The organism is Methylomonas sp. Kb3 (assembly GCF_002834115.1).
Lineage (GTDB): Bacteria > Pseudomonadota > Gammaproteobacteria > Methylococcales > Methylomonadaceae > Methylomonas > Methylomonas defluvii.
In genome coordinates this window covers 1-24,978 of sequence record NZ_PIZT01000022.1, presented here as the reverse complement: position 1 = coordinate 24,978, position 24,978 = coordinate 1, and the positions used below count along the sequence as shown (strand labels likewise).

Below are 24,978 nucleotides of genomic sequence, written 5' to 3'. Positions count from 1 at the left end.
GGCTACTGGAAGTGATCCTGGTGGCCAGCTTCGTGTCCGACCGCTGGACGCGGGAACTTCAGCGCGCCGAAGACCAGATGATGATCGGCTATTTTGGCGCCTATAAAGAATCTCAGATCAGCCATACCGCGCAGCGCTGGTTTGATCGCTTGTTCGTCACTACCGGTATCCGAGAAAGCGTGTTCCGCTACTTCATCCCGACCGAGCGCGAACGGCAAATGTCCAAAGGCTTCGAGGATGTGGGGCGTAACGATTTGTTTCCCTTTATCGAAAGCCGGCTCAACGTGCTGTGGGACACCATCTTTCAAATGATCAAGCGCCTGACCACCGCCTGCATTTGGTTACCGTACATGGCGGCTTCCTTGCTGCCGTTTGTCGTCGACGGACTGGTACGGCGCAAGATCAGCCAGACCAACTTCGATTATCCAAGCCCCATGGCGCATCGCTACAGCCTCTACCTGATTCTGGGCGCGCTATATCTGCTGCTGGTCAGTTTGACCTTGCCGTTTCCGATTCCGCCACAAGCCGTCCCGGTGGGTGTTTTTGTCGTGGCCTATGCCGTCAACGTGTTGCTCGCTAATACACAGAAAAGAATTTAGACTAAAATGGTCCGTTACTATTCAGCGTCCAGCAGCATTAAAAGTCGACATGAATAGTCACTCTTATTTAAGTTACTCTGAATAAATACCACTGCTATTACTCTATTGTCACAAACGACAACTTACTGACTCCCGAACGTTGCGCACTAGCCATTACCTTGGCCACCGATTCGAACACCGCCGCTTTGTCGGCTTGCAGTTGCACACTAATGTCGGGATCGCGCTCCTGCAGGGCTTTAAGCTCACTTTCCAAGCTGGTTAATGGCACGGCCTTGTCGTCCAGCAGCGCTTCACCGCTGGCGGTCACGGCCAAGATGGCAACATGCTTGTCGGGTGTCGGCTCGGTCTGTTCGGTCTTGGGTAGTTTGACTTTGACCACTTGCGTCAGTAACGGCGCGGTGACGATAAACACCACCAGCAGTACCAACATCACATCCACTAACGGCGTGACGTTGATTTCACTCATTTCGCCGCCTTCATCTTCGCTGGGAAATTGCATGGACATGATCAGACCTCCTGAGGTTGAGGTTGTTGACTTAAGTCGTTTTCGATACAACTGCGCAAAAAGTCGGTAGCAATATGCTCCAGGCTGGCTAGGACTTGGCGGTTTTGGCGCAGAAAAAAGTTATAAGCAATCACCGCCGGAATCGCGACGGCAATGCCCAAGGCGGTGGCAATCAAGGCTTCGCCAATCGGGCCGGCGACCACTTCCAGACTGGCCGTGCCTTGCGCACCAATGTCTTTCAGGGCGTGCATGATGCCCCACACCGTGCCGAACAGACCGATAAACGGCGAGGTACTGCCAATGCTGGCTAACCAGCCCAGGCCAGAATCCAGCAAGGCCTTTTCTTTTTGTAATTGCTGACGCAAGGCGCGTTCGATGAGTTCGTGCCAAGCAGCGTGCTGGGTTTGGCAGTCATGCGGCAGACTTTGCGCACGGGCGTAGGTTTGGCGGCCAACGCTTAGCACTCGTCCGGCTTGAACCGCTAAGGGGTTTTCCGGGTGGTTGTCGATCGCATCCAAGGTTTCCAGGGACACGGCACCACTGAAACGTTGCAGCAGCTTATGGTTACGGTAACGGTGCCAAGCGATTTCACCGACCTTAAGCAAAATAACGCTCCAGGTGACCAGGGAAAAGCAGCCCAGCATACACAGGGTGCCGTCGACGATGGCGGTTTCAGAAAAGCTAAAAATGTGGTCCATAAAGTTCTCGTTATTGTTTTATTTTTAAAATCTTGGCTTAGTTACTCATCCGTGCAGCACCTGGATCATCCTCAATCCAGGTCTATCAACGTCCGTGTTGTCCGACCCAGGTAGGCGGGTCGGGCTGCAAACCCTCTTGGGAGCGGTGTTCAATCCAGTTCAAAGGTAATCGGCACGGTTACCCAGCAGGGTTCTGGCGTATCTCCACGCTTGGCAGGTACAAAGCGCCATAGTTTTACAGCTTCCAAGGCAGATTCATCCAGCGTGTCGTGATTGCTGGAACGCTGAATGTTGACTAGCAGCGCTTTGCCATCCGCTCCGACATAGACCCGTAACAACACCGTGCCCTGCCAATGCCGCTGTCGTGCGGTCATGGGGTATTCAGGTTTTGGGTTGTTCAGATACGCGGCATTGCTATCAGCGGGCATATAGGTGTCGTTGCGCGGTGCTGCCAAGGCGTTGTGGTTCAGGGTTTGTGGGGCAGCCGCAGCGGGCATCGCCGGTGCAACTGGTTCCGGTTCAACGGATTTTCGCTCCTCAACCTGCTTGACCAGACGTTCCGACGGTTTTGACTTCGGTTTCGGTTTGACCTTGGGCTTATCCTCTTTGGCTGGCACGACGGGTTTCGGTGGTTGCGGCGGCGCAATCGGTTGATTGACCACCGGCGACGGTGGTGCCGACAACTCCATGGCGATCATCGGCAACGGTGCTGCCGCCGAAAACGGCAGCGGTGCCGGACGACTGACATACCAGAACAACAAACCGCCATGCAGCAACGTCGCAACTAGCACAGCTGATGTCACCGCAACTGAACGCCGATAGCGATTGTTGGGCATCGGCGCCGACACCAAAAACTGATGAGGATCCGGTAAACCTTGCGCCGTTTGGATAAACGAACGCTGGGTCGTAGACAGCCTCGCCATTTGCGTGATCGAATGCCACAGTGCGAACATCACCGTCCCCCCGTCAAATTAAGATTGGGCGTGTCAGTGTCCTGCGTGGCGTTACGATTGGCGGTCAGGCGCTCAATCGGACTCAACGCTTTGCTATTCAGACGCATACCTTGAGCTGATCGCGACAGCTGACTTTCCAGTTGCTGCATCTGCTGTTGCAAGGACTCCTGGTTACGCAAGATCAACTGAATCTGCTCTTGCAAAAACTCAAAATGAATCTGGAAATAGCGTACTGTCGGAAACACATCGGCGGCTCTTTCAGCGGATACCACCATCGGCGGATCGAGCCTGGATTTTTTGCGGGGTTTACTTAACATGCAAATTCTCCTTACTTAGTACTCGTTATGGTGTTGGGCATAGCACTCCGGTGGCTGAGCAACCGACGGACTTGAATCAGTGATATTCTTGGCATGTCGATTGGGATCGGGACGAGCCAAAATCTCATAACAAACCGGTGTCAGAATCAGACTGGCAGCCATACCAATCAGCAAACCCGCCGACAGCGACAAGGTCATCGGAATCAAAAATTGCGCTTGTGGGCTGGTTTCCAGTAGCGTCGGTAGGAAGCCGGCAAAGTTGGTTAAAAACGCCAGCAGAATGGCGCGAAAACGGGAGCTACAAGCGTCGATGATCAAGCGTTCAACCGGCTGGTCATCCTCACCGTGCTGGCGAACGTAATCCAGCAGCACCAAGCTGTCATTGACCACCACGCCGCTAGCGGCAATCATGCCCACCAAAGACTCCATCGACAGCGGCAAGCCGAACGCCCAATGTGCCAATACCGCACCGCACCAGGCCACCGGCGCGGCCAGCAGGAAGATCAACGGCTTTGAGTACGACTTAAACGGCACGGCGATTAAGGCATAAATCACCAGTAAGGCCATTAGCGTGTTTTTGGCAAAGGCGGCGAGCATGGCTTCCTGTTCCTGACGTTGTTGACCGATCTTGACGGTCAAGCCGGGGAATGCCTGTTGCAAGACCGGTATCTGGCTTTGCTCCAGTTGTGCATACAGCGCGTTGGCATCGGAGAGCGTTGGGTTGACCCTGGCCTGGACTTTCAACACCCGCTGCCGATCCTCCCGCACCAAACGTGAAAAACCCGGTGCCAGTTGAATATCCGCTAATTCACCCAGTGGCGCTGTCGAACCATTTGGCAGGCGAATCGGTTGTTGTCTTAAGGTATCCAGCGATTGCCGTTGATCGAGTGGATAACGCACCATGACTTTGACTTCGCTACGGCCGCGTAAAAACCGATGCACTTCGTCACCGTAATAACCGTGATGGACTTGTTCGGCCAGTTGCTCCAGGCGCAGTCCCAAACGCTCAGCGCTGGGTTTGAGGCTGACTTTAATTTCAGGCTTGCCGGGTTCGCTGGAATCGACCACGTCATAAACGCCGGGCTGTGCCAGCAGTTGCTGTTTCAGTTGCTCGGCGGCTTTGGGTAATAGATCGGTATCGGTAGCGCCTAATAGCAACTCAAGGTCATAGGGTTCATCGCCTTCCTTGTAGATGAAATCGACTTTGCCGCGACCGATGTCGCCGATGCGCTCGCGCCATTGCCGGATGAAGGCTTCCACTTTCAAGCGTTGCCGACCTTCCGGTGAAAACTCCAGCCAAATGCCGGCACCGTGTTCCCATATCATGGTTTCCACGCCAACAATGACACTCGTATCGTGAGCGTTGGTTACGTGATTCGGTGTTGGTTCGTTGGACCTAACGCCATCCAACTCATCCCGCAAACTAAACAACGCCTGTTCCACCTTGGCAGCTAGTGCTTTGGCCTCGCTATACGGCGCACTTTGCGGCAACTGCATCGATACCCAAAAGCTGTCTTTGGTGACATCGGGATTAATCGATTGCCGAACCGTGTCACTGGCGACCAGCGCTGCACAAAACACGATCAGCCCCAAAAACAAAGACGCCGTTAAATAGCGCCAAGCAATCGCGGTTTCCAGAAATGGCCGATAGACCTGCTCGACAAATCGATCCAGCCGGTCGTTCATCTGTTGGCGGATGCGTTGCAAGCGATTGAGATTGACCGTTGATTCCACATCGCTGACCAAATGCGACGGCAGAATCAGTAAGGCCTCGACCAGCGAAAACACCAAAGTCAAAATCATCACCAAGCAAATCGGCTTCATCATTTGTCCACCCCAGCCGGGCAGGAACAAGCCCGGCAAAAAGGCGACCAGCACAATCAGGACCGACAGAATCACGGGTAGGGCAACGTCTTGCACCCCTTGGATGGTGGCTTGGAGTGGTGACAGTCTGCCTTCGACTTGGCGACTATGCACGCTCTCGCCAATGATGATAGCGTCATCGACCAAAATGCCCATCGCCAGCAGAAAGCCAAACAGTGACAGCATATTCAGCGATACATCCAATGCCGGCATCAACCAGAACGCCCCCAGCACCGAAGTAAAAATCCCCACGCCCGCCCACAGCGCCACCCGTACCCGCAAGAACAGCGATAACACCAAACACACCAGCAAGAAGCCGCTCAAACCGTCTTCCAGCAAGGTATCGATACGCTCGTCATAGGCCTGCGAGTCGTCCCACCAAGTAATCAACCGCAAACCTGGTGGTAACTGCTGACGAAGCTGTTCAACGGTTGCTTTGACATTTCTTGCCACGGCCACACTATCCTGGGTGGTATGCACTTCCCAGCCCTGGGCGATTTCACCGTTGTGATGCCACTCAGACAAGCGTTCTTCCAGGCCGTCCTTGATGGTGGCGATTTGATCGAGCCTAACCCGGTTACCATCGAGTAAGGTTTTGATGATTAGAGCTCCCACCGCATCGGCATCCTTGGCGCGTTGATTAACCCTTAACAACAACTCTCCATCGGGATTTTTGATTAACCCGCCGGGCAAATCCACCGAAGCTTTGCGCACCGCTTGCGCGACTTCATCCAGTGTCATCTGGTATTGGCGTAACTTGTCGGGCGAGACTTCGATGGCCAGCTCGTAAGCCATCTCGCCGTAATTACGGGCCTTGCTGACGCCGGGTATCGCCGCCAGTTGTTGCTGAATCTGCTCACCGAAGCTTTGCAAAGTAAATGCGTCAGTATTGCCGTGCAGCGCCACCCAGATTACACCGTCATCGTCATTGCGATCGGCAGGCAGAACCTGGATTTTTTCCAGTTGCTTAGGCAATTTGGCGAGGCCTTGCACCTTGCTTTGCACACTGGCCATGACCTGTTCGCGGGGAATCTCAGGCAAAATCTCCACTTCGATCTTGCAGTCATCGCCTCGGATTTCACTGTGCAAATGCTTGATGCCCGGAATGTCGTGAATCGCTTCTTCAATTGGCACGCACACCGATTCTTCGACTTCTTCCGTCCCCGCTCCTGGGTATTGGGTGTTGACCACAATCTGATGCGGACTGAAGCGTGGAAACACTTCTTTATCGACATCGGCGATACCGAGTAAGCCGCCGCACATGATCAACAGCATGAGCAGATTGGCGGCGATTGGATTGGCGGTGAACCAGGCGGGCAGACTGCGGACAGGATGGCGCTTAGTCATTGAGCACCTTGACCGGTGTGCCAGCAATCGCCATAGGCAATTCGGATACGACCACGCGTTCGCCAGTTTGCAGACCCGATTTGATCACTACCGATTCAGCCTCGCGGCGTAAGATTTCAACCGCTCGAATCTCCAGCTTTTGTTCGGCATTGACTAATTTCACGGTTTGCGTCGGACTAACCGCGCTACGCGGCAAGCGATAAACACCAGCCCGTTCGGCACCTTCAATCTCGGCGTGGACGAATAGACCTTTCACCAACGGCGGACGGTTAGCGATGGGTTGAAAAGGTTGGCTGACCTGCGCAACTAGATACCATTGGCCACTGTCTTCGGATACAGCTGCTTCGCTACGCACGATCTGGCCCAGCCATTGGTGCTGGCTGCCACCCAGTTCGGCACTCAAGGTCACCTTTGGCCATAGGCTGGCATCACTATGCGGCAAGGCTAATGGCAAATTCAAAAACGCCAGTTGTTCACTGCTGACCGGCAACCGTACTTCGGCTTCATCGCTGGCGTAAATCCTCGCCACTACCGCACCCGATGATAAAAACTGTCCAACACCAGCCTGTTTAGTCAGAATGCGACCAGCGAACGGTGCGCGTAGCTCGCAGCGACTGCGATTGAGTTGGGCCTTGGCCAAATCTGCTTGCGCGGCTTGCAGTTTGGCTTGTGCTTCGGCCAATTGCGGTTTGCGCAAGGCCAGTTCGCTGGCTTCACCTTCACCGAGGGCTTGCCATTCACTGTGTGCTTGTTCGACTTGCGCCTGTTCGGCGATCAACACCCGCTTGGCTTCGGCAATGCGGGCCTGGGCTGCGGTGATGGCATAATCGTAATCGCGCGGATCGATGGTCAGCAGTAACTCACCCGCTTTGAAGAAGCCACCCGCAACCAAAGCCGGATGCATCTGCACCACTTTGCCCGCCACTTCGCTGACCAGATCGATTTCTTCGCGCGGCGTGACGACGCCTTGCGACACCACATTCAGGCGCAGGGTATGTGGTTCGACGCGCAGGATGGTGACTTCGGGGATTGCGGTGGAAGCGGTTTGCGGTTCAACAGCGGGGCGTAACGCGAACACCGCCCAGCTGGCAACGCCTGCCGTCAGCAACACGGCTATGGGCAATATGATTTTGAGTGACGCAGCCGAACGTTTCATACCGCACCGCCCAACGCCAGATACAGACTAATCCGATTAGTCAGTAATTGCCGCTGCACCGCCAGATGGGCACTTTGCGCATTCAGGGTGCTGCGGTAGCTGTCCAGCAAGGTCAAAATCTCGATTAGACCTTGCCGGTAGGAATACACCGCCAACTTACGACTGGCTTCGGTTTGCGCTACGGCTTCGCGCAAGGCGTGTTCCTGTTCGCGCAAACGACTTTCGGCAGCCAGTGCTTGTTCCACTTCGCGGAAAGCATTCAAAGCCACGCTTTGGTATTGGTTGTAGGCGTCTTCGACATTGGCTTGCTTCAAACGAATATCAGCTTGTAAACGTTCACCGGTGAACAACGGTTGCGCCAAGCCAGCTGCCAGATTCCAGGCGGCGGCGCGGGGATCGACGATGTCTGCAAGAGCAGCACCCACGCTACCACCAGCGGCTGTTAAGGTGATGCGAGGCAAAAGCGCCTTTTCGCTGCTGGCCAAGCGTTGATCGGCAGCTTGCAGTCGCTTAAAAGCGGCGACCACATCCGGGCGGCGGTTGAGCAGTTCGGATGGCAAACCTGCTGCTAACGTGGCGGGCGGTTGGGGTAAGCCCTGAGACAGCGATGAAACCGTTGAATCCAACCCATGAAACGAAACCGATTCACTGCTGACTGGATAACGCCCCAACAAGGTCTGCAATTGTTTGTGCAAAATCTGCACATCGTTGTGCATCTGCGCCGATTGGGCTTCAGCATTGGCCAAGTCTGTCAAAGCCAGCCGCAAATCCAGGCCACGCGTCAGGCCTTTATTAAACCGACCGCGCACCAACGCGACAATCACGCCACGGTCTTTCACCGACTGCGCCGCTACTTCGGCCTGCAAACGGGCCTCAAACCATTGAAAGTAAACCTGAGCAAGCCGCGCTGCTAACGACAAACGCGCGGCCTGATAGTCTTCGCTCACCGCAACAGCATCTTCAAGCGCAGCTTGCTGTGAAGCTTTGATACGCCCCCAGACATCCAGCTCCCAGCTTAAGTTAAACAACGCCAAAAACTGACCAGACTCAGTGTTCAACGCATCCAAGCCACGCTGATAACCCGACGCAAAGTACACTTGCGGCAAACGCCCGGCACCGACAATCGTTGCTTGTTCCTTGGCGGCATCGATACGGGCTGCGGCAGCCCGTAAGTCAAAATTGCCGGATAAGCCAAGCTTCACCAAATCGGTCAATGCATTATCGTTAAAGGTTGACAACCAATTGGCGGCCGTTTGTTCGCTGGGCAGTACCGAACTTTGCCATTGCGCTGGCAATGCAATTTCCAAGGTATTCGGGTCACGTGCTGGCATCGAATTGCAGGCAGGCAACACAAAGAACACCAACATGGAAAACATCGCCAAGCATGATATGTAACTTTTTTTCGTACTGCACTGTCCCCACTCGACGATCGACGCCGAGGACTGATGGCTCGATTTATGTGTGGAAAATCGTGGTGTCGACATTAACGGCGCTTCTTTAACCAGATTACTACGCCTGTCACGGATAACATCACAATAACCAAGCCCAATACACAAACAAACAATCTATACGGCAGGCCAAAAACGTTAGCCATATGCAAGGCCATTAACCAAGAAGTTATGGTATTACCGTTATATTGGCCGGTGGGGAGCAGCAACATTTTTTGTTGTCCGCTATTGGCATCGATCACAACCCGTGTTTGGCCTTCGCGATCCTGAATATCAAGACTGCTGCGGATACAATAGACGTAGATCCCTTTGGCACGATTGATCCAAATGGCCACTGGCGCTTCGATTTGGAAACCGTGTTCGACTGCGGCACGGATCATAGCTTGATTAGCCAAACGATAAGCTTCGTGCAAATCAATCGCTGGATGAACCAGGGGTTCAGGTAAATCTTCGATTTCAGTCCAGGGTTGATGATAATCACTAACCGATTGCATCACCTTTTGATAGACCGTATCGCCCAGATTCATAAAGACACTTGACCAGGCAAACACCAATAAGGCGAACCATACCCACAGGCCGCCAGCACGGTGTAAATCGTATTTGATTCGGAAAGACGAACCACGCCATTTGATTAGCCAAGCGCGACGCCAGCGCAGCCAAAACGGCGAAACGTTCGTTTGATTGACTTGAGCGACAAACACTTTAGCCGGTAAGGTTAAATAGAAACCAACAAAACAGTCGATAGTCCAGATCAATGCGGTGATGCCTAAGATCCACATGCCGACATCGTCCAAAGCTAGGTTGAAATGCAGCTTATAGAGAAAAGGCATGAGATTGGTCATGCCCTCAGAGATGGCGCCCCAACGACGCCGCCCCAATTCTGATCCAGTGTAAGGATCGAGAATCAGTTGATCGTAATTCAACTCGAACGATTGGCCAGTTTGCTCATTTTGATGCGGTGATACCGAAAATTGTACGGCAGAAGCACTCATCCATAACGATTGCACATTAGCCTGAGGCTCAATGTATTTGTCAGCGTAATCGATGAGTGCATCAAAAGCGAGAGGCGTGCGGCCGTGAGCTTCAACATACAAATGGGGATTAATCGCGCCATCCAACTCTTTGTAAAACGCCAGTAAACTGCCGGTCAATCCTACAATGACTAAGAAAATGGTCATCGATAAACCGGTATAGCGATGAACAAGCACCCAAAATGGGCGGATTTTCATAAAAACTCCAAAATCTTTATCTTTAATAACGTGTAATCCGTGTATAAAAGAAGACGATTTAGTCACGAAAATACCACCTACCAAGAATCCATTGCTGAGTAACTTAACGGCAATAATCGTCTCCGTTATGAAGCAAAACCGTTAGTGGCTTGCATCATCACCCACATCCCACATCACTATTGATTGGATTCATCCGCATGGAATATGACAAAAACATTGTCTGGCATCATTCTCAAATATCACGATCACACCGGGAATCCCTGAACGGGCATCGGTCGGTCATTTTGTGGTTTACAGGGTTGTCTGGAGCCGGAAAATCAACCATAGCGCACTCAGTAGAGGCACAACTGTATCAGCAAGGTTGCCGTACGTTTGTATTGGATGGAGATAACATCCGACATGGTCTTTCGAAAGATTTAGGCTTTGAAGACGCCGATAGAAAAGAAAACATTCGCCGGATTGCGGAAGTCGCGAGGTTAATGCTCGACGCAGGAAATATAACCCTCACTGCGTTCATATCGCCTTTCAGGTTAGAAAGAGAGCTCGCCCGGAGTACCGTGGCAGATGGGGATTTTATTGAAATTTACTGCAACTGCGATTTGACGGTCTGCGAGCAACGAGACGTTAAAGGACTCTATCGACGGGCAAGACTCGGTGAAATAGCCCATTTTACCGGCATTTCTTCCCCTTACGAGCCACCAGAAACACCGGAAATCGTGATCGATACTGATCAGATGAGCATCGAGGAATGTTCCACTCATATCATCAATAACCTGCATAAAATGGGCATCCTGCCTCCCAACAGCCCTATATAAATGCACTGTTTTTGAAGATTCGGCAACCTATCCAACAATTACAACCCAGTCGGTTAAATAGGTCATCTTAATATTCATGGTTCTTTGCAACACTTTCAGCATATCATGGGACTCTCGTATGCTGAGGCGACCGTTGATTTTTAGTTGCCGCAATGAATCATCTCTAAACAAAACCACCCCTGGACGATACCGGTTAATGGTCTCCATTACTGCCTCTAGCGTTTCGTTTTCATACACCAAAAATCCGTTAATCCATGAAGTAGACAGTTTCGAATCTAATTTTTTCGCCTGTCCGAGCGATGTTTCGTAAACGGTGACCGCTTCATTCTCACCTAAAACGACAGGATCTTTCCAAATTTGATTTTCAGATACTTCGACACGACCGGAGAGCACCTTAATCTCGTCGTTTTCTTTTCGCTGATTAACAAAAAATCGCGTACCTAATACGCGCGTCGTGGAATGGTCCGCGTGGACCAAAAACGGGCGACGAGGATCGGGCTTCACATCAAAAAAAACCTCTCCCTTGAATAACTCAACAGATCGTTCGCCGTCTTTCATATTGACGGCGATCGCGCTGTCTGTGTTAAGCATGGCAGTGGAGCCATCCTCTAATAGAACAGTTTTACGTTCCCCTATGGCCGACGAATAATCCGCTTTCAATAAAATCCGAATTTGACCACTAAGCGACACTGCCAGTACCAAACACGCGGCAAGAGCCAATGGCAATCTGGTATTGATATAACGCTTTTTAGAGCGCTTGGGGGCAATGCCATGTACTTTAGCGCTGATGCTTAGGCTTTTTAACAGATCCGTATCGCCCCACATGGCGCACACTTCATTAAAGGCGTCACGGTGCTCAGCCGCTCGATTAAGCCAATGTTCGAAAGACGTCCTATCCTCGTTATTTACGTTATCGGCGCGCAAACGGATAAACCATGCCACGGCCTGTTCGTCTATATTGTCGCTCAGATCGGAGTCCAAAATATTCTACAGATAGTGAGTTAAAAAACGGTTTATCATTTTAACGAATTCTAATTTCATTGCTCCAGTTATATCGTCGTCTGCCAGATTATTCCGGTTTTAACACCAATTTATGTTGGGATTTGCCAGCCATCAAAGGCATTGGCAATCCCTCCACCCAAAAAACTTGTTGATCCTTATAGTAACTCGAGAGCGGATGCCCCGATTGTCCGCCCGGCATATGTAAAATCCCCTCTGATAAATGATTCGGGGACGCCACCAATCGTTCACTCGCCCCAAAATCAGCACCGGTTACCCGTACACAAAACCCGCCGCATCCAGCCAACGATTGATGAGGCATATCTAATGCAGTTGAAAGCAAAGGCAACGCTTTGGAAAAAGGGTGAGCGTGACCGACAATGTTTTGCTTACCCCACGTCAAATTAGTCAAGCCGACATCGGGATGACGAGACATTACCGTGTCCGCACTTATTTCCAACTGCGCCAGAATAAATTGATCCCACGTCTTATGCTGAGCCGCTTCCGGCAATAATTGCGCCGGCCTCTCGTTTAATATAGCTTGCAAGGGGGTATCGACGTAATTCCAGCTATAGACAAAATTTTTATCGGCCTGCTTGCAACTATTTAAAAACGGCGTGAAAACCGAATCAATCAGTTGCTTGCGGAACTCCACCAATACCGGCAACCCCAAACTTGAAATATCGGCTCGACCATTCCAACTTGTCAAATAATCCCGTAGTGCGATTAATTCGGGTTTATTCGCCAAAACATCCGGCGACAATATTTTTAAAGCAAGCTGTTGGTAGTAGACATAAAATTCAGTCTCGGTATCTTGTTGAAGATTGAACAACGACCATTCGCTATGGGTCGCCGCTTGCTTAAGCCGTTGATTGATTCGGTATGCTCGGTAACCATTAACGTATTGGTGACCAATGGCATAGGGGAAATCGGCAGAAAATCGCCGATCGTTGGCCGAGACTAAAAAGCCTTCGTCAGGATCAATGGACTGTGGCATTTCATCGGCTTGCATATAGCCTTGCCATCCTGTTTTACCATCGGCCCACGAACGACTGATTGTACCGTCTCCGCCAAAACGGCGAGGAATCTTGCCCGTCAAGGTCCAGGCTATCTGTCCGTTTTCGTCCGCCAATAATACGTTCAACTCTGGTCCGCCGGCGCGCTTTACAATAGCCAAAGAGTCTTCCAAGGTTTTACTCCCTTCCAAATCCATGATGCCGATATTAACCGCCTCCGCATCCAAAGCCACCCAATGAATGGCAACCGGCTGACCCAATAACGCTTGCTCGGCTACTGGTCCCCATTGGGTTTCTCTAACCGTCAATGCTTTGCGCTCCGAACCTTTGATAAGTATCGTTTCACGTCGTTCGTCGAAATTTTGCCAATGATCGCCAACCCGGTATTGCCCGTCGTTATCAGGATTGATTTCAAGTTTGACCAAATCCAAAAAGTCTCCGCTGAGGTTGGTTACCCCCCAGGCCACATGTTGGTTACTGCCTGAAACAATAAAGGGTGTGCCAGGCAAATTAAGGCCGACTGCCCGCACCTCGGGATATCGAAGCTCAACGCGATACCAAATGTTCGGGACACTAATCCCCAAATGCATATCATTTGCCAGTATTGCCCGCCCGTCACTTGTTTTGGTACCACTAACCGCCCAAGCGTTGGAGCCGGCTAGCGTGTCCTCCGGCGCCTTAGCCAAGTTTCCCGAATTTGGCGCACCGTCTGCTAACAATGTTTGCATCGCCGTTACGGGAATGCCTTGCGGCGGTCGAAGAGACTTAGTGTAATTCATCAAATAGTCGGTAAACCGGTCACTATCCGGCGTCAAGAATGCAACGACTTCAGGCGGCAATGTTTGCTCCATAGTACTAAGCATCCGTTCGCTACGCTCCGCCCAGGCCGTCAAGTTTTCAAACATTCCCAACACAACCAGCAAGCAATCTTCAACTTGCCAAGGCTCGGGCTGGTAACCCAGCACTTTAAACTCGAAGGGTAAAGTAGGATTTTGCTGGAGATAGCTGTTGACGCCATCCGCATAGGCCTCTAAATATTGGCGATGAATAGCGGACTGCTTGGACAAAATTTGCCGAGCTCTGACGTTGAAACCATAAATTCTTGATTGCAAATCACTCTTGACAGCCATTTCGCCAAAGATTTCGGCCAATCGTCCAGCACTCTTGCGACGCATCAAATCCATTTGAAACAGACGATCACGGGCAGTGACATAACCTAGAACGCGCGCCGCATCAATTCGGTTACTGGCGTTGATGAGCGGAATACCGTGAGGATCCGTATCTACACTTGCCGACGAAGACAATTTGGCCAATTTGAATTCGCCGTCCAAAACCGGTAATGATTGCAACCACCAATGATAACCTAAGCCACCCGCAACAACGAATAATCCAATCGAGCCAAGCCCAATACGTAGCCATTTTTTTTGCTTAGCCATTGCCGCCGTCTACCCTCGTCAAGAAATTGAAGCCTCTGCTTGAGCAGCACGCTGCCATTCAGAGTTTACCGCTACGTGTTCGGAATATCCCTTAGGGTATTCAATCGCAGCAATATTGCCTTCATCCAGCTTGATACATCGATCAGCCAAATAGAAATACTTTTCATCGTGCGTGATCGCCAAAATCGTTTTGCCTTGAGCTTTTAGCGCAGGTAATAGTTCGGTATAGAACAAATGTTTAAATTCCGGATCTTGGTCGGCAGCCCATTCGTCAAACACGTAAAAAGGTCGATCCTCCAAATAAGCCACCAATAACGCTAGACGTTTGCGTTGTCCTTGGGACAGACTCACTGAAGAAAACTGACCATTGACAATTTCTACCTTATGGTTAAGGTGCAAACGCTGCAAATAATCGTCCACGGCACCTCGGCGCTGTTCCACATCTACACCATACAACTCGTCAAATAGATAAAAGTCAGAGAATATCACTGAAAAGTTCTGCATATAAGCATCGCGATTGCCTGCATCGACAGGGCAGCCATTCCATGAAATCATGCCGCGCGCTGGATGATAAAGACCGATCAACAGCATTGCCAATGTCGTTTTGCCGCTGCCATTGCCACCCACGAGAAATACCAACTCCCCCGGATGAAATTCAAGATCTATTGGGCCTAATGTGAAATTCCGGTTTTCCTTTTCACGATGAAAACTATGAGTAACTCCAGAGAGGGTCAATGAAGTAAAGCTTTTCTGTACCGCTAATTTGGCCAGCCGTTCAGCAAGGCTTTGTTCAACCAGTTTTTCATCGAGTTTCAAAATTCGATCCAACGAAACTTTTGCGCGACTAAAAGCTGGCAAACTATTCGTCACGATGGTCAGAGGCGACATCATGAATAAAAACACTACAACATAGCCACTGATGATTTCTTGTGTCAGGGTTTGCCAAATAGGGAAGGCATATAAAATCGCCCCAATCGTCAAATAGTAGAGTAATTGAACCCATTGGTTCAGCCACAAATAGGCGACAGTCGCGCGAAATGAATGCTGCCGATACGCTTCTGCACTGTTGGAAAGCGATTGTGAAACAAACGCCTCACTTCTACGGCGATGAAGTTTTAGCTCGCGAACACCCTCGGTCAACGCCGTAAAGCCTCTGCTTAGTACATCGTATTCATCACGTGTGTTGAGGACGGATCTGACCGGTATATTTTTAAACAAATTAAAGGTCGTCACACCAAACAGAATGATGCCGGCTAGCACCAGAGCCAATTGCCAAGACAACCAACTCAAATACGCCATACAACCAATGAGAATGGCGAAATTGATACAGAGCACAGGAAAAAGCTCGCTGGCGCTTGCGATAGCATTAACGTCTTCAGTGAGATGGCTGAGGAGTGCTGATTTCCCCATCTTTTGCAAATTTGGATACGGTGCATTCAAAATTAACCGGCTAATACGAAGCCGCAGATCTCGGACCAGTTGCGTACTGAATTGATTTAACAAATAATGGGACGCGGTCCGACTGGCTAATACGGTGAATGCTAATCCAGCGAACCACCAAATGGCGTGCGGGATATTCATTTGACCAACTAGACTGGTATTAATAAATGCAATTAATGCGGCATTACTTAGACCACTAGTAACACCGGTCGATAACACAGCTGTGATAGTGATCCATGATGAACGCCATAAAAATAGCAGCATAGTGACTCCGTTATTAATTGCTAAACCGTTGACAGACAGTAATCGTTATAGACAAAAACACCTCGCTCATAGCAATTGCAACGAACTACCTAGCATTTTTTGCGCTGCCTAAATCAAACGGCCAGCTAAAGAATCAGGGGCACTCCGACCATTCCGTCATGATCGCAGCCAATAAAAAATGCCTGAACGTGTATCCATGAATAAGCCTGACATCCATGTCCTTTAGAAGACGCTTTGAACACGAAATAACCCCAGCTAATTTAGTAAATCACACCCGCCTGCTGACAAAAAGAAAGTAATTTGACTGAATTTGAATCTGGAGAAGCAAGTCAATCGCGATAATTAAGCTGTGTCATATAACCCGCCTGATGCGCCATTTCACACACTTTCCGCCAAATCCTCTCGCCCAGGCAAGAACAACTTCCTGAAACTTATGGATATTAATGGATGGCCTTATTATTGCTAAACTAATGGGATATCGTTTGAATCTTGATGCAAAAACTCTACTTAAACGGTAACCACTTTTAGTCCTGAAAATTACTCATCCTTAACCAAACAATCTAGCCATGCGACTCTTTGCCACCCACGTCAATACAGTTGACTAAGAAGGCGGCAAAGCAACCAAATAGGATATTGAGCATGAATTTTGAATCTGTGTACATCAACCATCAATCGGAACTACAACTTCATTTATCGCGTATTGTTGATTGCCCAGATATCGCCGCAGAACTCGTGCAGGAATGTTTCATTATATTTTCCAGGGAAGCTCGCAAGCAGCTTATCGAACACCCACGTGGCTTCCTATTTCAAACAGCTAAGAACTTAGCTTATGACCATATCAAACACCGAAAAGTCATTGAGAAACATCTAAACAACACAGACCCTACGCTGACTATTTGTGACGAACTACCTTCGACTGAGCATCTAGCAATCGTCAATGAAAAACTATCGATCTTTTCCAATATCGTTGACGAACTACCAGATCGTGCCAGAGAAGCATTTATTTTGAATCGTGTTTACGGCATGACATACGCCGAAATAGCCATTGAAATGAATATTTCCGATAGCGCTGTAGAAAAACTTTTAGCTAGAGCCCTTTTGCATTGCCGCAAGCAATTTAAAATTCACCAGGCCGATTTCAGCAACGACTGAGGATAAAGAAGGTTTAGGTCGTCTTCTTAATTGAAGATTTTAATATGTAAAGCACGCAGCTTTACTTTTTTTGCACCTGAACCACGGAGAAAAAGATGAGTTGGGACGAGGAAGACACTACGATTTATCAGGTCGTTGTCAATGACGAAGAGCAGTACTCCATCTGGCCGGAATATAAAGACATCCCAGGCGGCTGGCGAGCAGAAGGCCCAAAAGGCCTCAAACAAGAATGCCTGGATTACATCAAGGAAGTGTGGACAGACATGCGCCCGTTAAGTCTGCGCCAGCATATGCAGCAAGCAGGATTGAACTAGCAAACGATTTTGTCAGCACAATATTGGAACAGAGCATCGAATCGATGCCGATACAAGGATGTACCCTCAACAAGCTTGGGTATTCACAGCCTCTTATAGGTGATATTGGCCAGACAATCCCCCCCCGAAATAGTCAAAGCCCCGCTAAGACCGGTCGCCAATTCCAGATCCGTCAAACTCCAGTCTCCCGGCTCACCGCACCCACTTGGCAACGATAAAAACCGACTCGGCCCACCGGGGGCGGTAACCACCTGCGCAACATCTAACCCAAGACCTAAGCCGACAGCCTTAACAAAGCTTTCCTTGCGTGTCCACAGTCGATAAAAAAACGCCTGCCGTTGTTCCACGGGTAAAGTATTCCAAAAGTAACGCTCGGCATCGGCGAAACACAGATCGAGAACCGCTTCATAATCGACACTGTCCGACCACACTTCGATATCGACGCCAATGTCGTAGCCGCTACTGACGCCAACCAAAAGAAAATCGCCGGAATGAGCCATATTGAATTTAATACCATGCCTTTCATCGCCGACAATAAAAGGCTTGCCATGCTCATGCGTCGCTAAAGCAATTGTATCCGGCGGTATTCGTAAATAAGTCGCCAAAATTCGCCTAAGCTTGCCGTGAGCAGCCACATAGCGCCTGCGGTCGGGTTCTCGCACGAAACGTTGGGCTTTGACGCGTTCAAGGGTATTTAATAGCGACCAGAAATAAAGATAGTTTTTATAGTTAAAAAAATCTGATCGGTCAATCCATAAGTCAATATTTACCACGCCATAATTTAAAATTATTTAAACTTACAATTCACAAGCACTCATTCACAATGATGACGTCAAGCCGCCGCAAGTGAAATCCCGTAAGACGGTGCGACCATCAGAAAACACGCTGGATGTAGGTGAGTTATTGTTCCTGACCACATCAGAAAACACCCGATTAATTTTTATCAAAAAATTAAACTAAAAGCTATAACCCATACTCAAACCGCAAACAAAATTTGTATTAAAATCATTATTGCTGAAGGATGGAAAGAGTTTTCAGGCTCCTTAAGATTCGCCAAATATTGGATTGAGATGTTTTTGTGAAAAATAAGTATTATAGTGATTTATGCGTTTGACTATAATTCGTTGAAGACATCACTTTGACCAATTAAATTCTTTGCCTAGTAAGCCCCATAGTTTTTGATTATGCGACTCAAAAAAAGCCGTCAATTTGAGAAGACTTTCCTGATCCGGAGGAGAAAGCTCAATAGGATTTTCGTTGACCCTATCCCCCCCACTTGGAATATGAAACTGTGGCAAACCAACAAAATCATATATTTCATTTAAAAATCGGCTCTTATCCAAGAAATAGCTTTCAATATCCAGCACCAATACATTTTCTCTTCCAAAACATTCAATCCAAAAACTCACAGCCTTCCAGTAAATACTTGTTTGCAACGGCTCCGAGCGACATACAGTGTACATTGGATATTCGGGAAATAGCGATAGCGCTTTATCCACATACGCGGAAAATGTACTTAAAAACGGAAGACCTTCTACTCGCTCTTTACCGGACTGAAATACCTCCCACTTCCAATGTGAGTAAAGCCTATCAACCGGATCTCTTAGAGTAAGCACTATTTTGGCATTTGGCTTTGCAATTGAGAAATTATGAACAAACTCCATCCAATTCAGATAAGGAGCTAAAAACGGACACATAACCCCACCATTTACCAAAGCATGATTATTTCTTTGCTTTTCTGTTGGATATAATATTCTCAATTTATCTATGTCCGAACTGTAATACTCTTTTGCCAATGGAGGCATAATATGCGGATGCAGCATAATATTAACAGCCAAATCGCTTGTTCCACCTTTTATTGGACCAACAACGCAAAAATCCGGAAGTGTTCTCAAGCCAGAAAACTTTCTCACAAAACATCGCCATGGTGGGACTGCAGCAAAATAATGATCTAGAAACTGATACTCAAACCACTTTGAACAATATTCATACCTTGTAGGCTTTTTTTCTGCAGAAACGAACCCACCCATCAAGCTTGTATATTCGGACATTAACTGATAAGACCTGGCCAACCTATTTCTTTTTTTACAAACCGAAGAAGCTCTCATCTATTTTATTTTTTATCTGTTTTTGACAAGCAATAATTAATCAACCGATGACAGCCGTTTTTCGAAAACAATATAAAACAAATTATTTTTAAATCACCATCACCGGTTACTCCCTAACAACAAATCCACACGCCCTATATTAAACGTTGCCGGCCCGTATCACGAAACTTACATTAGCCATTAATACTCCACCCTCACCGATCCCATAAACGTCCGTGGCGCCCCTACTTCAATGCTGTCTCGACCAAACGAAGCAGGATAATAAGGCTTATCAAGCAGATTATTGACATTCAACTGTGTAGTCAGCTTGCTTCCATTTACTTTCCAAGAATAACTAGTCAACAAATTCACAGTCGAATAGCCCGGTAATATCGCGGTATTGGTATTCGAGTCAGTATGCTGTGAGCTGCGAACAATAACGCCACCGCCAAATTTCAAGCCTTGTAAGATCCCAGCTTGTAGCTCGTAACTGGTAAACAAACTACCACCATGCCTAGGCACACCCTGAAAGCGTTGACCTACTTCATTTGCATTACCTCTAGTAGTTGTTGCATCGGGTGTATAGGCATAGGCGCTAATCACATTCCAACCAGGCAAAATTTCACCCTTGACATCCAATTCCAACCCCGCGCTCCGGGCCTCTCCAATTGCCTCTGAGAAGCCGGTATTGCCATTGAAAACAGCGACATTTTGTTTAGTAAGATCAAACCAAGCCAAAGTAGCCAAAAACCGTTTATCGAACAACTCAGTTTTCATCCCTAACTCCCATTGCTGAGCAGATTCCGGTGGGAGTATCGAGCCCCCTAGCCCTCCACCATTAATTCCGCTGAAATTTTCCGTATAACTACCATAGAGACTAAGCTCTGGAACTGGTTGCCACACTAAGCCCCCTCTAGGTGTCAAGCTATCTTGCCGAGAATTCCTGGTCGGAGTACCGTTATTTATAGTAAGACTACTCTCAGCACTGTCGTAACGAAATCCAGCCAGCATATTCAAGTTAAATGGCAGTTTGATTTGATCCTGAAGATACAAGCCAAACCAATCATTCTGAGAATCGAGGTTAAGGACAGGTGCACCGTCAGCAATACTAGATCCAAGATAAATTGGATTGTAAATATTTACATCAGAGCCAAAAAAATTGGCTATTAAATTATCCAAGCTCTTTCTATAGTAATCACCCCCTAATAGCAAAGTATGCTTTAGCCCCAAAGTTGAAAAGTGACCGGTTAGATTTATGCTATTGAAATACATTGCGTTGTCGTGAATATTATAAGTGGAATGAGCTCCAAACCGGTTAACCGTAGTAGGGTCGATGAGAGTAGGGAAAGTGGCGATTTGGTCAACACCAGCATGAACCATGTTAAACCGATGATTGAAGGTCCAATTGTCATTGAAGGCATGAGACCAATTTATGCCCAACATTAGCGTCTCATACTTGGTTGGAGGGTTTGCTTCTCCTAGAAATCGGCTGCGAGGCAAATTAGCAGGACGATTTCCTATTGCTGGTATTCCTCGATCAAACACCACATGTCCAGTGTCATATTCCATTTCAAAGTTCACCTGCGTACTAGGACTGATATTCCAAGTTACCGTTGGCGCAACGAATACGCGCTCACTATTAACCATATCCCGAAAGGAGTTTGTGTCTTTATAAGCTAAATTGAATCGGTACAATAAGGACTTATCATCATTAATCGGCCCCGTGGCATCAACTGTTGTGCGATAAAAGTCATAAGAACCGAATTGCTGTTGCAATGAATAATAGGGTGTTGACAAAGGCTTTTTAGTTTCATAATTCACTACGCCACCAGGCACCGCCATTCCATAGAGCAAAGACGCAGGCCCTTTTAAAACTTCAACCTTCTCCGTATTGGCCAAATCTCGACCACCCACTATAAAATCTCCCAACGGCAGAGGCATTCCATCGCGATAGTCCCCAACAGGGAAATTATTAAACCCTCTTCGGGTTGACCAGTCTAAGTAATCACCCGAACCGCTAGCACGATACATGCCACTGACATAATCCAAAGCGTCGGTAGACCTTACGCTTTGAGTATCCTCAAGCACTTGTTTTGGCACTACCTGCACCGAAAAAGGCGTTTCCATGATAGGCGTATCCGTCTTGGTCGCAGTGGAGGCATTAGGTAGACTGTAATCCGAATTGTATGGATCGGTTGCATCGTTGACGGCTTTGCCGGTCACTGTAACGACAGCCATTGCTGTCGGCACATTCGATTGCGGCTCCAGTTGTCTCTCTATCGTAATCGAATTACCCCCGGATAACCTATAATTCAGCCCACTCCCTTTCAAAAGCTGCTGTAACGCTTGTTCTGCCGTGTAATTGCCTCTTAATCCATTCGATTTCAACTCGTTGGCCACTGATGCCGGATAGTTAAGTTCAACATTAGCGGTTTCTGCCAATTTATTTAGCGCTGCCGTCATATCGCCAGCGGAAATATTGAAATTATATACCTCGTCCTCCGCAAATACAGGCGTCGTACTTAACATGGCACATAGATACACAACTGCTTTAAAGGTATGACGATAATCGGCTTTAGTACTTGCTGAAAGTTTCTTACTATTTGTTGTGAAATCGTTGTAGATTACTAAATAACTCATGGTTAATCTCGGTAATGAATGTAGTGAATGCCAACTTAAAATACAGTTAAAAATGCCACTGCATTCCTGTCTGCTTAGAAGACGACTACCGACCCAACTTCCCCCATGTCTTCATTAAATTTTTAATGACATCAAATTAATTGACACAAGCTAATGCCTCTGAAATTGCTTTCCCTAACCACTCAATATTAGGTCTATCTAATATTGTTCTATGATCTCCATCAATCGGCACGACTTTCAAATTACCTCCCATTACCGACTCCCAACCAATCGCAATATCAAATGAATTGTTCTCGTCTGAAGCGGCGTATAATGTAATCGGAACAGAAATAGGCTTTGGAGCGTATTCCTGTAGCGCTTTGTCTGTCGTATAACAGACTTTGAGGTAGCGTTTTACAGTTTCTTGATCAAGATCCTGGGGTATTAGCTGCCTTGAGCGAACATAATTCAACAAAATATTAAATTCATTAAAAGCAGACAACATATTAATTTCTTTTACTTCTTCAGGATTTGTAACTATGCCGCTACTAATCAACTCCCTTTCAAAAACAACACATTCATTAAAATCATCCAAATAGTTTTCGATGTTATATCCTGCCGGGGTATCAATTAATCCTAAATAAAGTACCTGCTCGCCACATTTAATCAATTGATTTGCAATTTCGTAAGCAATCATTCCACCAGAAGAATAGCCGGCCAAGCAATAAGGCCCTATTTTCTGAATAGAACGAATTTCATGTAAGTATCGTGTCGCGATGTCTTCCATCACCGCAATCGGTGTTTCTCCTTCTATTAAACCTATAGCATGCAATCCGTAAAGAGGGCGATCATTGGATAACCACGGCGCTAAAGCTCTGACATAATCGATCTGTCCTCCCCGTGGATGTATCATGAATAATGGACACGTAATTCCTTCCGGTCTAATTGCTACTAAATTTGATTGATTTCGGGGTATCGTATCGATAATTTCGATTGCGAAGTCTCGTAAAATCGATTTAGTAAAAAGGATGCGCAATGGAATCTCTATTCCAAGCCGGGTGCGTAACCGCGAAATTAATTGCACTGCAAGTAGTGAATGCCCACCAAGCTCGAAAAAATCATCATTTCTTCCGACCCGCTCGACTCCCAGCAAATCTTGCCAAATACCGACCAAAACGTGCTCGACCTCTGTTCTAGGGGGCTCATATTGTTTGACCAACTGTTCAGTCATGTCCGGGGCCGGCAAGCGCTTTCTATCGAATTTGCCGTTAACCGTCAGCGGCATTTCGTCCAGCACCACGAAGGCACTAGGCACCATGTAGTCCGGCAGGGCTAGTCTCAGATAGGTTTTCAGGATGTCGATCGGCAAACTGCCGTGTCCGGGGCCGGCAAGCGCTTTCTATCGAATTTGCCGTTAACCGTCAGCGGCATTTCGTCCAGCACCACGAAGGCACTAGGCACCATGTAGTCCGGCAGGGCTAGTCTCAGATAGGTTTTCAGGATGTCGATCGGCAAACTGCCGAATGAGTCTGCCACCAGATAGGCCACCAGACGCTTGTCGCCCGGCTGATCTTCCCGCGCCAACACCGCAGCTTCCTTGACTTCGGGATGCGCCAGCAACTGCGCCTCGATTTCGCCCAGCTCTATCCTGAAACCTCTGATCTTGACTTGATGGTCGATGCGGCCCAGATATTCCATGTCGCCGTCAACCGGGTATTTGGCCAGATCGCCAGACTTATAGAGTCGACTACCAGGCTTTCCAAATGGATTAGGAATAAAGCGTTCCGCCGTCAGCTCTGGCCGATTCAGATAGCCTCTCGCCAACCCCGCGCCACCGACATGCAATTCGCCACCGCAACCGACAGGACAAAGATTGAGCGATGCATCCAGCAAGTAGGTTTGTAAATCAGCAATCGGCCTGCCGATGGGACTAGCGGCGGCTTCCGCATCCTGCATCGTCAATGCGCGGTAGGTGACATGAACCGTCGTTTCGGTAATACCATACATATTGACCAATTGCGGACGCTGGTCGCCGTAACGTTCGAACCAGGATTTTAATTTGTAAGGTTCCAACGCCTCGCCGCCGAAAATGACCAAGCGTAAGCTCTCGATACTATCGGCCTGCTGCGCGTCGGTATGCATCAACTGCAAAAACGCCGATGGCGTTTGGTTGAGCACCGTCACCTTCTCCTGCTTCAGCAAGAGTCTAAACTCGTCTGGCGAACGGCTGACGCAATGCGGCACAATCACCAAGCGTCCGCCATATAACAGCGCTCCCCAGATCTCCCAGACCGAAAAATCGAAGGCGAAGGAATGAAACATTGTCCAGACATCTTGGCAGCCGATCCGAAATTGCCGTTCGGTCGCCGCAAATAAGCGCAATACTTCCCGATGAGAGATCATCACCCCCTTAGGCAGTCCCGTCGAACCCGAGGTGTAGATGACGTAGGCAAGTTGTGAGGCAAAGGCGGTCACATTGGGATTGCCTTTCGAGCATTTCTCGATTTCCGGCCACTCGCTATCGATACCAACCCAGGCGATTTCGGCTTCAGGCAGCGTTGACATCAACTGGGCCTTGGTCACCAACAGCTTAGCCCCGGTATCTTGCAGTTGGTAAGCAATCCGCTCCCTTGGCGAATTAGGCTCCATCGGCACGTAAGCCCCACCGGCCTTCAATATCCCCAACAGGCCAATCACCATTTCCAAGGAGCGTTCGATGCA

At 48.6% G+C, this 24,978-nt stretch carries 20 protein-coding genes; 4 read left to right on the top strand and 16 right to left on the bottom strand.

Annotated features, from left to right (window positions below; translation table 11 throughout):
• A partial coding sequence (locus CWO84_RS13430) for a DUF4400 domain-containing protein (protein ID WP_101053214.1) occupies positions 1–599 on the top strand: 599 nt, incomplete at its 5' end.
• A gap of 97 nt (positions 600–696) precedes the next feature.
• On the opposite strand, the gene CWO84_RS13425 is transcribed toward CWO84_RS13430, so the two are convergent.
• The 8 genes from CWO84_RS13425 to CWO84_RS13390 form a co-directional block, all read right to left on the bottom strand.
• Positions 697–1,104, bottom strand: a complete 408-nt coding sequence (locus CWO84_RS13425) for a biopolymer transporter ExbD (RefSeq protein WP_101053212.1) — start codon at positions 1,102–1,104, stop codon at positions 697–699.
• A 2-nt stretch (positions 1,105–1,106) separates the two neighbouring features.
• Positions 1,107–1,802 carry a MotA/TolQ/ExbB proton channel family protein gene (locus CWO84_RS13420; RefSeq protein ID WP_101053210.1) on the bottom strand — a complete coding sequence of 232 codons (696 nt, stop codon included), beginning with the start codon at positions 1,800–1,802 and terminating at the stop codon, positions 1,107–1,109.
• A gap of 149 nt (positions 1,803–1,951) precedes the next feature.
• Entirely contained in the window at positions 1,952–2,755 is an 804-nt protein-coding gene (locus CWO84_RS13415) for an energy transducer TonB (RefSeq protein WP_101053208.1), read from the bottom strand.
• Positions 2,755–3,072 carry a hypothetical protein gene (locus CWO84_RS13410; protein ID WP_101053206.1) on the bottom strand — a complete coding sequence of 106 codons (318 nt, stop codon included), beginning with the start codon at positions 3,070–3,072 and terminating at the stop codon, positions 2,755–2,757. Before CWO84_RS13410 ends, CWO84_RS13415 begins: the two co-directional genes overlap by 1 nt.
• A 15-nt stretch (positions 3,073–3,087) precedes the next feature.
• Positions 3,088–6,282, bottom strand: coding sequence for an efflux RND transporter permease subunit (locus CWO84_RS13405; RefSeq protein ID WP_101053204.1), 3,195 nt, complete (start codon positions 6,280–6,282; stop codon positions 3,088–3,090).
• Complete coding sequence (locus CWO84_RS13400; protein ID WP_101053202.1) at positions 6,275–7,438, bottom strand: efflux RND transporter periplasmic adaptor subunit; 1,164 nt, start codon at positions 7,436–7,438, stop codon at positions 6,275–6,277. Before CWO84_RS13400 ends, CWO84_RS13405 begins: the two co-directional genes overlap by 8 nt.
• Entirely contained in the window at positions 7,435–8,799 is a 1,365-nt protein-coding gene (locus CWO84_RS13395) for an efflux transporter outer membrane subunit (protein ID WP_276308156.1), read from the bottom strand. The genes CWO84_RS13400 and CWO84_RS13395 overlap by 4 nt, the downstream gene beginning before the upstream one ends.
• 122 nt (positions 8,800–8,921) lie before the next feature.
• Positions 8,922–10,115 carry a PepSY-associated TM helix domain-containing protein gene (locus tag CWO84_RS13390; RefSeq protein WP_101053198.1) on the bottom strand — a complete coding sequence of 398 codons (1,194 nt, stop codon included), beginning with the start codon at positions 10,113–10,115 and terminating at the stop codon, positions 8,922–8,924.
• A gap of 197 nt (positions 10,116–10,312) precedes the next feature.
• On the opposite strand from CWO84_RS13390, the gene cysC reads away from it, so the two are divergent.
• Positions 10,313–10,930: an adenylyl-sulfate kinase gene (gene cysC / locus CWO84_RS13385; protein ID WP_101053196.1), complete on the top strand. Its 618-nt coding sequence runs from the start codon at positions 10,313–10,315 to the stop codon at positions 10,928–10,930.
• Positions 10,931–10,957: 27 nt separating this feature from the next.
• Here cysC and CWO84_RS13380 read toward each other — a convergent pair whose 3' ends face one another.
• From CWO84_RS13380 to CWO84_RS13370, 3 genes are all read right to left on the bottom strand, one after another.
• Complete coding sequence (locus CWO84_RS13380; RefSeq protein WP_101053194.1) at positions 10,958–11,911, bottom strand: FecR domain-containing protein; 954 nt, start codon at positions 11,909–11,911, stop codon at positions 10,958–10,960.
• An 88-nt stretch (positions 11,912–11,999) separates the two neighbouring features.
• Positions 12,000–14,381, bottom strand: coding sequence for a penicillin acylase family protein (locus CWO84_RS13375; protein ID WP_101053192.1), 2,382 nt, complete (start codon positions 14,379–14,381; stop codon positions 12,000–12,002).
• A gap of 18 nt (positions 14,382–14,399) precedes the next feature.
• Positions 14,400–16,085, bottom strand: a complete 1,686-nt coding sequence (locus tag CWO84_RS13370) for a cyclic peptide export ABC transporter (RefSeq protein WP_101053190.1) — start codon at positions 16,083–16,085, stop codon at positions 14,400–14,402.
• Positions 16,086–16,724: 639 nt separating this feature from the next.
• On the opposite strand from CWO84_RS13370, the gene CWO84_RS13365 reads away from it, so the two are divergent.
• Complete coding sequence (locus CWO84_RS13365) at positions 16,725–17,237, top strand: RNA polymerase sigma factor (protein ID WP_101053188.1); 513 nt, start codon at positions 16,725–16,727, stop codon at positions 17,235–17,237.
• A gap of 95 nt (positions 17,238–17,332) precedes the next feature.
• Positions 17,333–17,551, top strand: a complete 219-nt coding sequence (locus tag CWO84_RS13360) for an MbtH family NRPS accessory protein (RefSeq protein WP_101053186.1) — start codon at positions 17,333–17,335, stop codon at positions 17,549–17,551.
• Positions 17,552–17,634: 83 nt separating this feature from the next.
• On the opposite strand, the gene CWO84_RS13355 is transcribed toward CWO84_RS13360, so the two are convergent.
• From CWO84_RS13355 to CWO84_RS13335, 5 genes are all read right to left on the bottom strand, one after another.
• Positions 17,635–18,324, bottom strand: coding sequence for a 4'-phosphopantetheinyl transferase superfamily protein (locus tag CWO84_RS13355; protein WP_240618050.1), 690 nt, complete (start codon positions 18,322–18,324; stop codon positions 17,635–17,637).
• Positions 18,325–18,684: 360 nt separating this feature from the next.
• Entirely contained in the window at positions 18,685–19,602 is a 918-nt protein-coding gene (locus CWO84_RS13350; protein ID WP_165786322.1) for a sulfotransferase domain-containing protein, read from the bottom strand.
• A 237-nt stretch (positions 19,603–19,839) separates the two neighbouring features.
• The gene (locus CWO84_RS13345) at positions 19,840–22,278 is read right to left on the bottom strand and encodes a TonB-dependent receptor (protein ID WP_240618049.1); all 2,439 of its coding nucleotides are present in this window, start codon (positions 22,276–22,278) and stop codon (positions 19,840–19,842) included.
• A gap of 136 nt (positions 22,279–22,414) precedes the next feature.
• Positions 22,415–23,626, bottom strand: a complete 1,212-nt coding sequence (locus CWO84_RS13340; RefSeq protein ID WP_133120678.1) for a thioesterase domain-containing protein — start codon at positions 23,624–23,626, stop codon at positions 22,415–22,417.
• A partial coding sequence (locus tag CWO84_RS13335) for an amino acid adenylation domain-containing protein (RefSeq protein ID WP_117433618.1) occupies positions 23,608–24,978 on the bottom strand: 1,371 nt, incomplete at its 5' end. The genes CWO84_RS13335 and CWO84_RS13340, both read right to left, overlap by 19 nt.

Bases quoted from the DNA above. Each gene is read 5' to 3' on its own strand.
- CWO84_RS13425 (WP_101053212.1), bottom strand. From the start codon at position 1,104: ATGTCCATGCAATTTCCCAGCGAAGATGAAGGCGGCGAAATGAGTGAA.
- CWO84_RS13420 (WP_101053210.1), bottom strand. From the start codon at position 1,802: ATGGACCACATTTTTAGCTTTTCTGAAACCGCCATCGTCGACGGCACC.
- CWO84_RS13415 (WP_101053208.1), bottom strand. From the start codon at position 2,755: ATGTTCGCACTGTGGCATTCGATCACGCAAATGGCGAGGCTGTCTACG.
- CWO84_RS13410 (WP_101053206.1), bottom strand. From the start codon at position 3,072: ATGTTAAGTAAACCCCGCAAAAAATCCAGGCTCGATCCGCCGATGGTG.
- CWO84_RS13405 (WP_101053204.1), bottom strand. From the start codon at position 6,282: ATGACTAAGCGCCATCCTGTCCGCAGTCTGCCCGCCTGGTTCACCGCC.
- CWO84_RS13400 (WP_101053202.1), bottom strand. From the start codon at position 7,438: ATGAAACGTTCGGCTGCGTCACTCAAAATCATATTGCCCATAGCCGTG.
- CWO84_RS13390 (WP_101053198.1), bottom strand. From the start codon at position 10,115: ATGAAAATCCGCCCATTTTGGGTGCTTGTTCATCGCTATACCGGTTTA.
- cysC (WP_101053196.1), top strand. From the start codon at position 10,313: ATGGAATATGACAAAAACATTGTCTGGCATCATTCTCAAATATCACGA.
- CWO84_RS13375 (WP_101053192.1), bottom strand. From the start codon at position 14,381: ATGGCTAAGCAAAAAAAATGGCTACGTATTGGGCTTGGCTCGATTGGA.
- CWO84_RS13370 (WP_101053190.1), bottom strand. From the start codon at position 16,085: ATGCTGCTATTTTTATGGCGTTCATCATGGATCACTATCACAGCTGTG.
- CWO84_RS13365 (WP_101053188.1), top strand. From the start codon at position 16,725: ATGAATTTTGAATCTGTGTACATCAACCATCAATCGGAACTACAACTT.
- CWO84_RS13360 (WP_101053186.1), top strand. From the start codon at position 17,333: ATGAGTTGGGACGAGGAAGACACTACGATTTATCAGGTCGTTGTCAAT.
- CWO84_RS13350 (WP_165786322.1), bottom strand. From the start codon at position 19,602: ATGTCCGAATATACAAGCTTGATGGGTGGGTTCGTTTCTGCAGAAAAA.
- CWO84_RS13345 (WP_240618049.1), bottom strand. From the start codon at position 22,278: ATGAGTTATTTAGTAATCTACAACGATTTCACAACAAATAGTAAGAAA.